At 43.6% G+C, this 14,580-nt stretch carries 13 protein-coding genes; 3 read left to right on the top strand and 10 right to left on the bottom strand.

Translation table 11 applies throughout. The features are described from left to right. Positions 1 to 15 precede the first annotated feature (15 nt). From DB520_RS07220 to DB520_RS07210, 3 genes are all read right to left on the bottom strand, one after another. The gene (locus tag DB520_RS07220) at positions 16 to 1,182 is read right to left on the bottom strand and encodes an efflux RND transporter periplasmic adaptor subunit (protein WP_232834877.1); all 1,167 of its coding nucleotides are present in this window, start codon (positions 1,180 to 1,182) and stop codon (positions 16 to 18) included. 124 nt (positions 1,183 to 1,306) lie between these two features. Beyond that, entirely contained in the window at positions 1,307 to 1,627 is a 321-nt protein-coding gene (locus DB520_RS07215) for a hypothetical protein (RefSeq protein ID WP_157971969.1), read from the bottom strand. 286 nt (positions 1,628 to 1,913) lie between these two features. Continuing rightward, a complete protein-coding gene (locus DB520_RS07210; RefSeq protein WP_198675262.1) occupies positions 1,914 to 2,477 on the bottom strand; it encodes a cupin domain-containing protein in 564 nt (187 codons plus the stop codon). 208 nt (positions 2,478 to 2,685) lie between these two features. On the opposite strand from DB520_RS07210, the gene DB520_RS07205 reads away from it, so the two are divergent. Next, entirely contained in the window at positions 2,686 to 3,132 is a 447-nt protein-coding gene (locus tag DB520_RS07205; RefSeq protein ID WP_157971968.1) for a hypothetical protein, read from the top strand. Between the two features lie 89 nt (positions 3,133 to 3,221). Here DB520_RS07205 and DB520_RS07200 read toward each other — a convergent pair whose 3' ends face one another. From DB520_RS07200 to DB520_RS07175, 6 genes are all read right to left on the bottom strand, one after another. Next, positions 3,222 to 3,827, bottom strand: a complete 606-nt coding sequence (locus tag DB520_RS07200; RefSeq protein WP_114749018.1) for a ribonuclease HII — start codon at positions 3,825 to 3,827, stop codon at positions 3,222 to 3,224. Next, entirely contained in the window at positions 3,802 to 6,468 is a 2,667-nt protein-coding gene (locus DB520_RS07195) for an MGH1-like glycoside hydrolase domain-containing protein (protein ID WP_114749017.1), read from the bottom strand. Before DB520_RS07195 ends, DB520_RS07200 begins: the two co-directional genes overlap by 26 nt. Positions 6,469 to 6,668: 200 nt before the next feature. Next, positions 6,669 to 7,790: a glycosyltransferase family protein gene (locus tag DB520_RS07190; RefSeq protein ID WP_114749016.1), complete on the bottom strand. Its 1,122-nt coding sequence runs from the start codon at positions 7,788 to 7,790 to the stop codon at positions 6,669 to 6,671. Positions 7,791 to 7,802: 12 nt separating this feature from the next. Further along, on the bottom strand, positions 7,803 to 8,606 hold the full coding sequence (locus DB520_RS07185) for a UDP-2,3-diacylglucosamine diphosphatase (protein WP_114749410.1): 804 nt from the start codon (positions 8,604 to 8,606) through the stop codon (positions 7,803 to 7,805). Positions 8,607 to 8,738: 132 nt separating this feature from the next. After that, positions 8,739 to 10,082 (bottom strand): sensor histidine kinase, encoded by a 1,344-nt coding sequence (locus DB520_RS07180; RefSeq protein WP_114749015.1) that lies wholly within the window; start codon positions 10,080 to 10,082, stop codon positions 8,739 to 8,741. Then, positions 10,072 to 11,454, bottom strand: coding sequence for a sigma-54-dependent transcriptional regulator (locus tag DB520_RS07175; protein WP_114749014.1), 1,383 nt, complete (start codon positions 11,452 to 11,454; stop codon positions 10,072 to 10,074). The genes DB520_RS07180 and DB520_RS07175 overlap by 11 nt, the downstream gene beginning before the upstream one ends. Positions 11,455 to 11,664: 210 nt before the next feature. On the opposite strand from DB520_RS07175, the gene DB520_RS07170 reads away from it, so the two are divergent. Continuing rightward, complete coding sequence (locus DB520_RS07170) at positions 11,665 to 12,096, top strand: FKBP-type peptidyl-prolyl cis-trans isomerase (RefSeq protein WP_114749013.1); 432 nt, start codon at positions 11,665 to 11,667, stop codon at positions 12,094 to 12,096. 31 nt (positions 12,097 to 12,127) lie between these two features. Here the strand turns inward: DB520_RS07170 and araA are convergent, their stop codons facing one another. Next, on the bottom strand, positions 12,128 to 13,636 hold the full coding sequence (gene araA, locus DB520_RS07165) for an L-arabinose isomerase (protein WP_114749012.1): 1,509 nt from the start codon (positions 13,634 to 13,636) through the stop codon (positions 12,128 to 12,130). Positions 13,637 to 13,875: 239 nt separating this feature from the next. Between araA and DB520_RS07160 the strand changes: the two genes are divergently transcribed. After that, the gene (locus DB520_RS07160) at positions 13,876 to 14,577 is read left to right on the top strand and encodes an L-ribulose-5-phosphate 4-epimerase (RefSeq protein ID WP_114749011.1); all 702 of its coding nucleotides are present in this window, start codon (positions 13,876 to 13,878) and stop codon (positions 14,575 to 14,577) included. The last annotated feature ends 3 nt before the right edge of the window (positions 14,578 to 14,580 follow it).

The raw sequence follows: 14,580 nt of genomic DNA, 5'->3' as shown, positions 1-14,580 counted from the left end.
TAGGTAATGTTCAGATTAGGAAGGGTTCAACTCTCTATAGACTTCTTCGATGGGAATCGCCTCAGGTTGAACCCTATCACCGTCTTTAATCAATTGCAGCCCCTCCAAAATAATGCGGTCTCCTTGCTGAAAGCTGGTGTCCACGTAAAACAATCCCTGGCGGCTAACAGGCTGGAAACTCCTTACTTTCACTGCATTGTCCTCCCCTAACATAAAAGCGTAGGTGTAGTCTTGGATTTCGAAGGTGGATTTTTGAGGGATCAGGAAAACATTGTCAAGCCTATTGGTCATTAGTATTTTACCGGAGGCTCCATGCTTGATCAACCCCTCTGGGTTGGGGAATCTCACCCTTAGGGCAATGGATCCGGTACCTCTTTCAAAGTCTGCCTCCATGGTTTCCAGTCTGCCTTTGTGGGGATATATCTCCCCATTGGAAAGAACCAACGTTAACTCTTCCTCAATAAGCGCCTCCTTCAAACTATCTGTCTCCACTTCAGATTCCCTATTGCGTAGAGTGAGGTATTCGTTTTCCGTAATCCTGTAATAAGCAAAAATCTCATGGATATCCGTGATATTCGTGAGGAGGTCTCCACCCTTTACCAAACTTCCCGTTTTGTAGGGAATGCGATCCACCATACCATCAAAGGGAGCTCTAATGGTGGTATAAGAAAGACCTATTTCAGCATTTTTCAAGAGGGATTCGGCTTCTTGGATGGAGGATTGCGCCATGTCCTTTTTGGATTGGGCAAGTTTCAATTCTGAATCTGCATAGATTTTCTTTTCCACTAAAATCCTAAGCCTATCCACATCCAGCTGGGCAGATTGGGCTTCTGCCCTGGCCTGCATCAACCTTGCCCTTGCAGAGTTCACTAGCTCTACATATTCCCGGGAGGAAAGCTGAAAGAGTGGATCTCCCTTCTGTACCTCTTCGCCTTCATCCACGAATATCTTTTCCACATATCCCTCTACCTTTGCCCTTACCTCCACGAACTGAACGGCTTGCAAATCACAAACATAGGTCTGGGGGATTTCGATGGATTGGTGAGACAGGGTAAATACTGGGACTTCCAAGGGCTTGCTCCCCTTGGTATCCTTACTGGACCCCTCGCTACAACTACTGGTCAGCATCATCAAGACTGGCAACAACGCGCACAGGCAGGAATGCATCAATGAATGATTCATGGTGTTTGATTAGATATTAAATAAAACTAATATATTAGGTAAAATTGTTGTTTATTACCCAAGGGAATTATGGAATGAATTAACAAGACAAAGAGTGATGCACCATTTGCCCGGGAAAAAATTATTAAGGGGCGTTGGTGCTGATGATTATCTCCAATAAATACTCAAGGACCTGTCTGCCAAAAAGGGTGAACTTCTCGTCAATTACCGTCTCGCGGGCAACCAACCTAAGTCCTTGGTCAAAAACAATTATAAAGGAAAGGAGTTGGGGATGGGGTTCCGTTTTCAGCTCTTGACTGCTGCGTTTTACAGAAGTAGGAAAATCCACGTAATCGTAATCTACTTCCGAAAATTCAATATCCGTATGGGGAAAATAATGAACCGCATCCTCCCCTTCTTCCACGGCCAATACCAGTAGAAAAAGGGCAAGACTGTTAACCAGCATCTTTTTCAATGCGGTTAAAATGTAATTGGCGTTCATCATTTTGATTGTTCCATTGTGTGCTACAGAACATTACTAAATCTCATGCCAAAGTTGACGTTTTTTTTTATTATTTCAAAAGATTCGACCATAAACGCCCGGAAACCTAAAAAAGCAGCGATAAATTTTACTAAAACACAAATTTGATTGTATAAGAAAATAGCGTTAAAAATGAATTGATCCATAAGGCATTCCCATTTAGATAAGGATCAAAGAAATTGTATAGCTATGTCCAACTATCTTTGAATTACTATTTTATAGGGGTAGGTGCATGTTCGAAATGCTTATATTTTCCCAATAGCCTGCCTATGGCCACCGTGAGGGGAAAGACCACTTTTTTCACGATTATCGGGATGTCCTTGAAGTCGTATTCAGATTTGTAACGTCTCATCAGGTAGGCACTCTCGAAAGGATCCCCTTCTGCTGTTCCCGTCTTATTCATGGAGTTGTAGATGCCTGTAAGATAGTAATCTAGGGAATTGGCAGGTTTAACCCAGCCGATACACTCCATCACTTCCTCCCCGGCATTCCAGAATCGGTGCATCTGCCCTTTTTTAAACACAATGGATTCTCCTTCTTTCGCTACCTTCTCTGTCTCCCCGTCAATCTGATAGCCTATAGTGCCCGAACTTACGGTAAGGCCCTCATCTTGCTTAAAATGAACATGAAAGGGCGTACCGGACCCTGGCATCACCCTATTTCTCACCATCATTTTTTTTACACCGTTTTCGTTTTCAAGCGCCTCAAAAATCAATTCATCTCCAAACGGGTTTTTTATGGCGTGGGGTAGTGAAAAGGGGTAGTTCATATCCATAATTTAAATATAGTACGCATTGGACAGCCGCAAACTAGTGAAGCTTCCGGAACCGATCCATCAATAATTCGCATTATCACCACATTTCAACAGCTACTCCTTATGATTGATTCCCTGAAATCCTCAACTGTACTATTTACAATTGAAAATCTATCCCTATCTTGAGACGAATCAGCCTATCTATCCGTCTTATCCCAAAACACTACTCATGAACAAACTGCTACTACCCCTTGCCCTATTATGCTGCCTCTCCTGCAGTAACGATGAGCAAAAACCTGCCTTCCACCTGACTGGAGAATGGGTATTGAAAGAGTATAGCGTCTTTTCATGGCAAAACGGAGAGTTAATGTCTATGGATCTTCCTTGGGAGGAGCATGTGGTCTTTAGGTTCAACAAGACCTTTGAAAAAACCAGAAAATCGGGAGAGGAGACGATCCGAGCAACAGGAACTTATACCCTCACACCTTCTCGCGCCTACGATTCGAGTATGACAAGGTATCACATCAGCCTTCAGTTCGAGTCGGGGGAGGAAATCATTGGGGGATGCAGCAGCAGTCAAGGACAAGAAGACATGGTGCTTACCTGGAACGATGAAGTCTTCAATACCTGGGCTGCTTGTGACGGGCCTTTGTTGGTATATAGGCGGCAATACTAAGGAATCGGTTGGGGCAAAACACCAATTTAAACAACCAAATTGGCTACATAGGTGGAATGGACAAGTTTCTGTTTTGGCAAGCTTAACTCCTATTTCGAGAAATCCAAGTTCATTTGCCTGGGAAGCAACTGAAAGCTCTTTCGGTGCAAAGGGGTGACCCCAAGTTTCCTGATGCCCTGCCTGTGCTCCCTGGTGGGATACCCCACGTTCCTTTCCCAGCCATAACCCGGGAATTCCTCAGCGTACCTTTCCATGAGGGTATCTCTATGGACCTTGGCCAAAATGGATGCCGCGGCTATACTTGCATACTTCCCGTCCCCCTTCACCACACAGTCGAAGGGGATGCCCAGTGAGCATTTAAATCGATTGCCGTCGATCAACAAATGATCTGGTTGCTGCTGAAGGCCAGTTACTGCCCTTTCCATGGCCAGGAAGGAGGCATTGAGAATGTTAAGCTTATCAATTTCCTCCACACTTGCCTCCGCCACTGCCCAGGAAAGGCATCCTTCCTTGATTTCCTCTACCAGTGTAATCCTGTTTGCCTTACTGAGCTTTTTGGAGTCATTTACCCACTCATTGGCAAAATCACATGGCAGGATAACGGCTGCGGCCACCACAGGACCGCAGAGACACCCCCTGCCCACTTCATCGCATCCGGCCTCTATACGGTTAGGTTCTAAATAAGGTAGTAACATCTGCGAGATCGGTTTCCTTGGAGACCTTGTGGATCATTTCGGCTACCAGACCTGTCCAACCGGTCTGGTGACTAGCTCCGAGACCCCTTCCGTTGTCTCCGTGAAAATACTCATAGAATAAGATCAAATCTTGAAAATGGGGGTCTGATTGCATCTTCTCGTAATTTTCATAAATGGGACGCTTGCCATTTCTATCCTTTAGAAACAGCTTAATGCAGCGAAGTGAAAGTTCCCTGGCGATAAGATCCAATGTCAAGAATTTACCTGATCCAGTGGGGTATTCAATGGAGAAATTGCCACCATAGTAAAAATCGAACTTCTTGAGGCTTTCAATAATGAGGTAATTCATGGGGAACCAAATTGGGCCTCTCCAATTGGAGTTTCCTCCAAACATCGTGGTTTCGGACTCCCCTGGCGCATATTTTACGGAGAACACACTCCCGTTCAGCTTTATGGAGTATGGGTTTTCTTTATGATCCTTAGACAAGGAGCGAATGCCATAGGGGGACAAAAACTCCTTTTCGTCCAACATTTTATTTAATACACATTTCATCCTGTGTCCCCGTAACAAGGAAAACAGCCTTCTCTTGTCCTGGCCAGGTTGTATCCAGTTGGAAACCAAAGCAGCCAATTTCGGTTTCTCCTTGAAGAAAAAATTCAAACGCTTTCTGAATTCGGGGAGGTTTTCAAATAACTCCTCACGTATGGGTTCCACTGCAAACAGAGGCGTGATGCCTACAAGGGATTTAACCTTCATTACCTTGGGTTCCTTGCCAGCGAGGTGCAACACATCATAGAAAAATCCATCCTCTTCATCCCAAAGGCTAATGTTTTCCCCAGAGATATTGTTCATGGCACCTGCTATGTACAGAAAGTGCTCTAAAAATTTGGTGGCGGTATGTTGATAAACCTTGTTTTTCTCACAGAGATCCAAGGATATCCTAAGCATGTTTAAGCAAAACATGGCCATCCAGGATGTGGCATCTGCTTGTTCCAACTTCCCAAAAAGCTTGTCCGCATGACTCCTGTCAAACACACTAATATTATCCAGCCCCAAAAATCCTCCCTCGAAGATGTTCTTTCCATCATCGTCTTTCTGGTTTACCCACCAGGTGAAATTAAGCATGAGTTTGTGTAGGGCCCTTTCAAGAAATTCCTGATCCCCTACGCCATCATTCATTTTTTTGTCTATCTGGTAAACCCTCTGAACAGCGTAGGCATGAACGGGTGGGTTCACATCATTGAAATTCCACTCATAGGCAGGAATCTGTCCATTGGGGTGCATGTACCAGTCATTCAACAGGAGCAACAACTGATCCTTGGCAAAATCGGAGTCCAGCCTCGCCAATGGGATACAATGAAAAGCCAAGTCCCAGGCAGCATACCATGGGTATTCCCATTTATCGGGCATGGAAATGATATCGTAATTCTGCAAGTGCCGCCAATTGGAATTCCTCCCCCTTTTTCTTTCCTGGGGAGGTTGGTACCTTCCGGGATCTCCCTCTAGCCATCTTTCTACGTTATAATAATAGAACTGTTTGGACCATAACATTCCTCCATAGGCCTGCCGTTGTACCAATTTAAGTTCCGGATCCTTTACCCTGTCTTGGAGTTCCGCATAGAAGAGATCCGCCTCCGTTCGCCTTTCCTGTAGGATCGTTTCTGATTCCTCCATAGGGTCATCGGTCTCAAAATGCTGCATTCTAAACGTTACCTCCACTTTTCCGCCGGCAGGCACCTCCAATTTATAAATGGCAGCGGCCTTGGTTCCCGTTTTATTTGGATTCAGGTGGTGGGTGTCTCCATACAGTAAAAAATCATTTATAGCATCTTTCAGGTATTTCTTTTGATTACCTATGTGATACAACCTTTCCCTGTTCGTCTCATTGTCACAAAAGCGTATATCCGGCTTACCGCTAAAGGAAAAAATATAATTTCCGGATTTGGGGTTAAAGGCCTTTAACCTGTTTTTAGGGAGCATTGAGATACTAGGCATAAAGGGTTCCTCCCCAGTAAACCAGGTTTTTCTAAACCACACCGTAGGCATTACCCAAATGGAGGCATCCTCTTTTCCTCGGTTATGGACAGTAGCCTTTCCGATAATGTCCTCAACATCTTCCTTGGCGTATTCCAAGAATATATCGAAGTAGGCGTCGTCATCAAAAATCCCTGTATCAATAATTTCATACTCCCTGTCTTTTTTGCTCCTTCTCATGTTTTCCTCAAGCAAATCCTGATAAGGAAATGCCTCCTGAGGGTATTTATAGAGCATTTTCATATAGCTGTGCGTAGGTGTGGAGTCCAGATAATAGTAGAGCTCCTTCACATCTTCTCCATGGTTACCCTGGTTTCCGGTAAGCCCAAATAGCCGCTCCTTAATCATAGAATCCTTTCCGTTCCAGAATGCCCAAGACATACAAAGCCGCTGCCGATAATCAGAAATACCTCCGATTCCTTCCTCCCCCCACCGATAGGCTTTGCTACGGGCATCATCATGGGTCACGTTTTCCCAAGCTGCACCATCTGGGCTGTAATCCTCCCTTACCGTTCCCCACTGTCGATCTGTAAGGTAAGGTCCCCATTTTTTCCAATGCTTCTCCCTGTCCCTATCCTCTTTAAGCCTAATCCTTTCTATATTCATTGAGCCAATCTCCAAATTTGCAAAAAGCGAATTTAGGGCTTTTATCCCACTATACGACAAATTTTTATAGGGAGTATAAAAAATTCAGGTCAACTTAAATCCAATTAAGGCTTCAAAAATCCTATCCATCCATAACGCCCACTTTAATTAACTCCTATGCAACAATCTAGGGGGGATAACAGCAAATTCAAAATTAACCCTTATGCCTGAAGTTGTTTTACCCTACTGACCCCTTGGGACAACTCATAAAGCCAAACTTCTACCAAAGCGTCTCTTTTTGAATACCATAAGTGGAATTCATAATTTTTTTTGGTGCCAGCCTTATTCATAAACACTATCAGCTCCTGTATATCAAAAGAACTACCTGCTAATCCTGCACCTGCAATTTCCCCATCAAGGGCATTGCAAGCTTGCTCATATTGACCTTCTACGGGCACCATCAAAGCTGGCTTTCCTAGGTACATAGCTTCACAAATGGCTTCAAAACCTGCTGTGCTTACAAGTGCCCTGCATTCGGCCATCTTCTGCAGGAATAAATCTCCATTGAGTTGGAAAAAAACCAGATTGGGCATGGGTTGCCAAGGGTCTGGTTTTCCTTTTTGATCCCAAAAGGCTTGGATTTGTATATCTGGATGAGCTTCTGCAAACCTAAGCAGCTCTTCTCCATATCCTGGGTTTACCAAATAGGCCAAAAAGTAATCCCCATTACTAGGCTTTAGCTTAGTGAGTTGCTCCCTCAATATTGGGGGCCAAATTTTAATTTCGGGCTTTTGTTCCATCGCAGGCAGCTCCCTGAAGGACAAGGCTATATGTTCATGCGCCCCCCAAGCCGTAATTGCTGTGCCCAATTTCAACAACAACTTGCCCATTCCACTGTTTTTGGCAAATGGGAAGTCGGGATGGGCAATCAAATACTGATGTCCCACCACCACAAATTTGAGTGCAGGTCTATGCAAACCATGCCAAACTCCACCCAAAAAGTCGTAAAAGTTAAGGACTACATCCGGCTTTTGTGCCTGCACCAAAGCATCTAATTGACGCATACTCTTCACGAAACTGTTGCTTTTCAATGCATTTCTTAGGATAGTTTTCCAGATATTAATGGACTTTCCCTTAGCATCCGTGACAAAATTTGGACTGGCAAGCGCATGGATCTTGCTGTTTATCTGTTCTGACACATAATGGGGTACCTTTCTCCGGTCACTACTGCCTATTACGATGTCCGTGACCTCATGCCCCTTTGCAGTCAAAATTTGGTACATGGCAATGGCTTGGGTCATATGCCCCCTGCCCTCCCCTTGAACTATGAATATAAACCGCATGACACTACCTGTTTATTTTTCAGCGTACACATAGTTTTGATTCAGGGATACGACAGCATTGTCATTGGTCCTTGTAAAATCTATTTCATTGTAGTGAATCAACTGCCAGTTTCCTTCAAAGTCTTCTGCAAGGGCGCTCAAAGACTCTACCCAGTCTCCGGAGTTAAAATAATCAATTCCATCGATGGTTTTCATCTCGGCTTTATGGATGTGGCCACATATAATCCCATCATACCCTTTGGCCTTAGCCATCTTTGACAATTCTTTTTCATAATCATCTATATATGCCACGGCTTTTTTAACCCTTCCCTTGATGTACTGGGAGAGGGAATAATATGGCAGCCCTCGTTTTCTCCGGTAATGGTTGATTTGACTGTTCAACCATAGTAAAAAGGTATACCCAATATCCCCCAAATATGCTATCCACCTAAAATGGGTCGTTACGCTATCAAAGACGTCCCCATGTGCCACAAAATATCTTTTCCCCTTGCTCTCGTACACCATGTCTTTAAGAATGGAGAGGTTGCCGATTTCCAAGGGGAGTATTTGATCTAAAAAATCGTCATGGTTTCCCCTGAGATAAAAAACCTTTGTCCTGTCGGTATCCATCATTTTAAGCATACGGTTAAAAACCCTGGTATGCTTTCTTTTCCAGGATCCTGATTTTTTCAGTTGCCACCCGTCTATGATATCCCCGTTGAGGATCAAATTGTCACATCTGTACTGCTTCAGAAAGCGTACAATCTCTTTTGCTTTGGCACCTTTGGTACCCAAGTGCACATCTGAGATAATGATAGTCTTGAAGTATGTATCCAAACCTGATTTATTTGGTGCCAATATAGCACCGCAATATCAACTTAAAGTGAAGACACTATTATCCTATTCCTATGGATTTCACGGATTTAATTGCAAATATGAATTTACTGTTAACCCTGGAGTACTTTTCCGCTAGGCATTAAAGATAAGCTTGAAGGTGGTGCCTTTGCCTAGTTTGGATTTAACTTGAATGTTTCCCTTATGCCGGCGCATAATCTGTTTAGAGAGACTTAAACCTATACCGGAGCCTCTTTTTTTAGTAGTAAAAAATGGAATGAAAATTTTACCCATAGCCTCCTCCTCTATTCCCTTACCATTATCGCTCACCTCAATGATGATTTTCCCGTTTTCATCGATAAAAGCCCTTAGCTTCACCCACTTGCCCTCTACCTCTTTTACGGCATGAATGGCATTCTGAGTGATGTTGATTATCACCTGCTCTATAAGGGAACAATCTGCAAATAGCAAGAGGTCATCAGGTTGAATAGAGATGTTCATTTTTACCTGCTCCTGATCTAGCTGGTTTTGAAACAGTAATTGCAGCCGCTCAAAAAGTTCAGAAATTTTGATTGCGGTGAATTTAGGGGTAGGGATATGCGCCAAACTCCGGAAATCACTCACAAAGTTGATCAGTCCCTCACTGCGCTTCTCTATGGTGGAAATCCCCATTTGATAATCCTCCAATTCATCGGCGTTCAGTGATTCTTTCCCTTTTGCCTTGCCGGCCAGGTCATCCCTTAAAGTAGCGGCCAAAGAAGAGATGGGGGCTATGGAGTTCATGATTTCATGCGTCAGTACCCTTACCAGGTTCTGCCATGCCTCCATTTCTTTTTCCTCCAGTTCGCTTTGAATGTTCTGCAGAGACACAAGTTTGAATTTACTGTCCCTCAATACCAACTCTATCACATAAACAGAAAGCTGCATGATGCCATCAGGATGGGCGATTTTGATAAGTTCACTACCTCCTGTCCGCAGGTGGTGAATGGCATGATGCAGCTCCTTATTCACCTTTGCGATTTCTGAAATATTGCCGAGGAGCTGAATATTGAGCATCCTTTTAGCAGCAGTATTGAGAATCTGGATGGATCCATCTTCCTCAAATGTAATCAGCCCTATGCTCAGATGCTGAAATACCGTCCTGAAATAATGGTAGTTAGCTTCCTTTTCCAGTTGATCCTCCTTGAGTTTGGCTAGAATAGCATTAAATTCTATATGCAGGTCGTCAATTTCTGTCCCGTCAAATTTCACGGGGTAAACGGTGGCGTAATTGCTCAACTTAATATTATTGAGAAATTGTCTGACCTTCTTGAAACTACTGTCTGCGTACCGGACCAGAAAAACCAATTGGGCAACTGCAAGAATAATGAAGAGGGAGATGGAAAAAACTCCCGAATCGTTGAATATCGTGTATGCTAGAATAAACAGGGTAGCGGCAAAAGCCAACACCCTGCCAAGCAACCCAACCCTAAAGTCCATATTTTTCTAATCTTCGGTACAAGGAGGCCCTGGTGAGTCCTAGTTCCTTGGCCGCTTTGGATATGTTGCCACCATTTTTGTCTATAGCTTTTTGAATGACATTTTTTTCCACTTCATCCAAATTATAGGATGGAGCACTACTTATTTTTTCATTGGTAGGTTTTGCAGAAAGGAAAAAGAAATCCCTGCTGTCCAATTCATCCCCCTCGGCCATAATTATAGCCCTTTCCAAGGCATGCTGCAACTCCCTGATGTTTCCAGGCCAACTGTATCTTTGTAACAACTGAAGTGCATTGGCCTTAAACCCTTTAAAGGCTTTTCGGTATTTGGAGGAATACACCTGTAGAAAGTGTTCGGCCAAAAGGGGAATATCGTCCTGTCTATCCCTTAAAGGCGGAAGAAAAATTTCTACCGTATTTATCCTGTAAAGCAAATCCTGCCGGAACGAATTGTCCAAAATCATCTCATGCAACGGCATATTTGTGGCACAGATAAGCCGAATATCCACTGGCAGTGATTTATTTGTGCCGATACGGGTCACTTCCCGCCTTTGGAGCACTGTCAATAATTTGGACTGCAAGGGCATGCTTAAATTTCCGATTTCGTCCAAAAACAGGGTCCCGTTGTCGGCTACCTCAAAACGGCCCGCCCTGTCTTCCTTGGCATCGGTAAAAGAGCCTTTTTTGTGCCCAAAGAGTTCGCTTTCAAATAAGCTTTCGGTAATAGCCCCCATATCAACGGTAACAAAAATTTCATCCTTTCGCTCTGACCTGTCATGTATTGCTCTCGCGATAAGTTCCTTGCCTGTGCCATTTTCCCCAAGGATCAACACGTTGGCATCCGTCTTGGCCACCTTGTCAATGATCGAAAAGACATTTTTCATGGATGCGGATTGCCCAATGATATCGTTAAATGGCTTTTTGAGGTCTGCTTGGAGTTGTTTTTGTTTTTTAGAGAGCTTATCTACTTGGTTATAGCTTTCTTTTAGTTTCACCGCCGCTGAAAGCGTTGCCAGAAGCTTCTCGTTTTGCCAAGGCTTAAGGATGAAGTCTGTGGCTCCTTCCTTTAGGGCCTGCACAGCCATTTCCACATCCCCAAAAGCTGTAATCAATATCACAACGGCATTTGGGTCAGTCTCCTTGATTTGCTTAAGCCAATGAAAACCTTCTTTTCCCGAGGTCGTGTCCTCCGTGAAATTCATGTCCAGAAGGATGACATCATAGGTATAGTTGTTGATCAAAAAAGGGATTTTTCTTGGATCTTTTTCAATCGTCACCCCTTTTGCATGCTTCTTGAGAAGCATTTTGGCAGCAAACAACAAGTCCTCATTATCATCTACTATCAGGATTTCCCCCAAATTCTTTTCTTCCATTACGTCTTGCTTTTATTCTCCTTTTGCTGAAACAGTGCCAGATTAATTAAATGCCAATATAAGCAATTTGAAGATAAAGCAAGTAATAACGTGTACGAATTTGAACAATAATCGTACATGTTCGGACACTGTTTTAATCAGGCAGTCCCAAATTTTTTATAGCTATCAAAAATTCTTACCTTTAACCTTATAATCAAAATTTATTAATTTATGTCTGTTGCAAGTAAAGGAAATACTGTAAAGGTACATTACACAGGTAAACTAAAGGATGGAACTGTATTTGACAGCTCTGCAGAAAGGGAGCCCCTAGAATTTATAGTCGGTGACGGCAAAATGATCAAAGGATTTGATTCTGCGGTTCAGGGAATGGCCGAAGGTGACGATAAAAGTGTGACTATCCCATGTGCAGAAGCCTATGGAGATAAAAGGGATGATATGATGTTGGACGTACCCGTTGAACAGGTACCACCTGAAATCAAACCAGAGGTAGGGATGGATTTATCCATTCAAAATCAAGCCGGCCAACCAACCCCGGTTAAGGTAGTTCACGTGGACGAACAAAAAATCACCTTGGATGCCAACCACCCTCTTGCAGGGCAAGATTTAATATTTGACATCAAACTAGTCGAAGTGAATGCTTAATTAAAAAAACCCGGCTTAAAGCCGGGTTTTTTCAGTTTATCCCTTCCATATTTTTATAATAGATTTCATTCCATTGGATTTCTTTTTTGAACTTTCTGAATTCAGTTTCCTTATCTATCGTTAAGAGTTCCAGGTTTGCCATAGCAGCAAAGTCCTCCAAAACCTCCAGATCCAAATTTTGGCTAAAACAGGTGTGGTGTGCTCCACCAGCCAGAATCCACGCCTTGCATGCCGTTTCCATATCCGGTAATGGCTTCCAAAGTACACGGGCCACAGGTAATTTAGGAAGGGATGCTTTAGGAGCAACTGCCTTTACCTCATTTACCAACAACCTGAAGCGATTGCCCATGTCCATAAGGGCGGCATTTAGCGCTGCTCCTTCACCAACATTGAACACCAACCTAACCGGATCCTCTTTTCCTCCAATTCCCAAAGGGTGTACTTCACATCTGACCTTTCCTTCAGCCAAGGCTTCGTCAACTTCCAGCATATGGGAGCCCAAAACAAGGCTATCCTCCGGGTCAAAGTGATAGGTATAGTCTTCCATAAAGGCATTTGCCCCTTCGAGGCCTTTACCCATGATTTTCATTGCCCTCACTAATGCCGCAGTTTTCCAGTCCCCTTCCGCACCAAAACCATAGCCCTTGGCCATCAAGCGCTGCACGGCAATTCCCGGCAACTGCTTTAAACCTTCCAGATCCTCAAAAGTGTCAGTGAATCCCTTGTATCCTCCTTCTTCCAGAAAACGTTGCAAGCCTATTTCTATCTTTGCAGCCTCCAGCAAAGCATCTCTCTTTGCTCCTTTTGCTGTGAGTGACTCAGCAAGGTCATAGGTTTTTTCATAGAGTTTGACTAATTCTTCTACTTGATTGCCTGAAACTTCGTTTATTTTAGCCACCAATTCACTTACTGGGTGGGTATTTACCGAAAACCCAAACTTCATTTCTGCGGCAACCTTATCCCCTTCCGTGACAGCCACCTGGCGCATATTATCCCCAAAACGAACAAATTTGGCTCCTTGCCAATCCTGCCATCCGCACGCTGCCCTACTCCATTTACCTATCTCCAAACTCACCTTGGCGGATTGCCAATGGCCTACCACCACCTTCCTTTCCATTCTAAGCCTAGAGACCATAAACCCAAACTCCCTATCTCCGTGTGCACTCTGGTTTAAGTTCATAAAGTCCATGTCTATGCTTTCCCAAGGGATGTCCCTATTAAACTGTGTATGCAAATGCAGCATGGGCTTTTGGAGGGATTTTAGTCCCCTGATCCACATTTTTGCAGGAGAAAATGTATGCATCCATGTTATGATGCCCACACAGGCCTGTTCCTGGTTGGCTCGCATGATGGTATCGTAAACTTCTTCCGGTCGGGTTACTATAGGCTGGTATACCACCTGCAAAGGTATTTGTTCACTTTGATCCAAAGTCCTTGCAATCTCCTCGGCATGTTTCCCCACCTGGGCCAATGTCTCTTCTCCATATAGGTGCTGGCTTCCGGTAATAAACCAGACTTCTTTTTTAGTATAAACTTTCATTGTCTTTTCGGTTTAATCAGCTATTATCTTAAAAATTTACTGGTTTAAAAAATTCCGGGCACACAATCCCCAATTGATTGCCATATAAGTACCCCAAAAAAGTGATTTACACCTTTGCACATTGGACAAAACAATAAACTTAAGCCCGAAGGTATCAAGCCACACAAAATTTAAGGGAAATTTGGCATTAGGCCTCTAGTAATGGTAAATTGCATCACTAGAACCAAAGAAAAGGATCAATGAGCAAATTTAAAACTCTCAAGGAAACATGTTACGAGGCAAATCTAGAATTGCCAAAGTTAGACTTGGTAGTATACACCTTTGGCAATGTCAGTGCAGTAGATAGGGATAGAGGGGTCTTTGCCATAAAGCCTAGTGGCGTACCTTATGAGGAATTAAAAGCGAAGGACATCATAATCGTTGATTTTGAGAATAACATCGTGGAGGGGAAAAAAAGGCCCAGTTCCGATACCAAAACCCACGCCTATCTCTATCGCTCTTGGGAAAGTATTGGGGGAATAGTACATACCCATTCCACCTACGCGGTAGCTTGGGCACAGGCACAGCGGGATATTCCAATTTTCGGAACCACGCATGCCGACCACCTTACTGCCGACATTCCCTGTGCCCCTCCTATGGCGGATGCATTGATCTCGGAAGATTACGAGCATTCCACCGGCCAGCAAATCATTGACTGTTTCAGGGATAAAGGATTGTCGTACAAGGAAGTCGAAATGGTACTAATTGGCAATCATGGCCCATTTTCTTGGGGCAAATCTCCAGAAAAGGCGGTTTACAACAGTAAGGTTCTTGAGGAAATAGCTAAAATGGCACATTTGACTCTTCAAATAAACCCTTATGCATTTCGGTTAAAAGACTCTCTTATAAACAAGCATTACGACCGTAAACATGGTGAAGGGGCGTATTATGGTCAGGATTAAACA

This window comes from Pleomorphovibrio marinus (assembly GCF_003347495.1).
Lineage (GTDB): Bacteria > Bacteroidota > Bacteroidia > Cytophagales > Cyclobacteriaceae > Pleomorphovibrio > Pleomorphovibrio marinus.
This window is presented reverse-complemented; position numbering and strand designations above follow the sequence as displayed.

Coding starts and splice junctions, on each gene's coding strand:
- DB520_RS07215 (WP_157971969.1), bottom strand. CDS start 1,627: ATGCTGGTTAACAGTCTTGCCCTTTTTCTACTGGTATTGGCCGTGGAA.
- DB520_RS07205 (WP_157971968.1), top strand. CDS start 2,686: ATGAACAAACTGCTACTACCCCTTGCCCTATTATGCTGCCTCTCCTGC.
- DB520_RS07175 (WP_114749014.1), bottom strand. CDS start 11,454: ATGGAAGAAAAGAATTTGGGGGAAATCCTGATAGTAGATGATAATGAG.
- DB520_RS07220 (WP_232834877.1), bottom strand. CDS start 1,182: ATGAATCATTCATTGATGCATTCCTGCCTGTGCGCGTTGTTGCCAGTC.
- DB520_RS07170 (WP_114749013.1), top strand. CDS start 11,665: ATGTCTGTTGCAAGTAAAGGAAATACTGTAAAGGTACATTACACAGGT.
- DB520_RS07190 (WP_114749016.1), bottom strand. CDS start 7,790: ATGCGGTTTATATTCATAGTTCAAGGGGAGGGCAGGGGGCATATGACC.
- DB520_RS07210 (WP_198675262.1), bottom strand. CDS start 2,477: ATGGATATGAACTACCCCTTTTCACTACCCCACGCCATAAAAAACCCG.
- DB520_RS07180 (WP_114749015.1), bottom strand. CDS start 10,082: ATGGACTTTAGGGTTGGGTTGCTTGGCAGGGTGTTGGCTTTTGCCGCT.
- DB520_RS07195 (WP_114749017.1), bottom strand. CDS start 6,468: ATGAATATAGAAAGGATTAGGCTTAAAGAGGATAGGGACAGGGAGAAG.
- DB520_RS07160 (WP_114749011.1), top strand. CDS start 13,876: ATGAGCAAATTTAAAACTCTCAAGGAAACATGTTACGAGGCAAATCTA.
- araA (WP_114749012.1), bottom strand. CDS start 13,636: ATGAAAGTTTATACTAAAAAAGAAGTCTGGTTTATTACCGGAAGCCAG.
- DB520_RS07200 (WP_114749018.1), bottom strand. CDS start 3,827: ATGTTACTACCTTATTTAGAACCTAACCGTATAGAGGCCGGATGCGAT.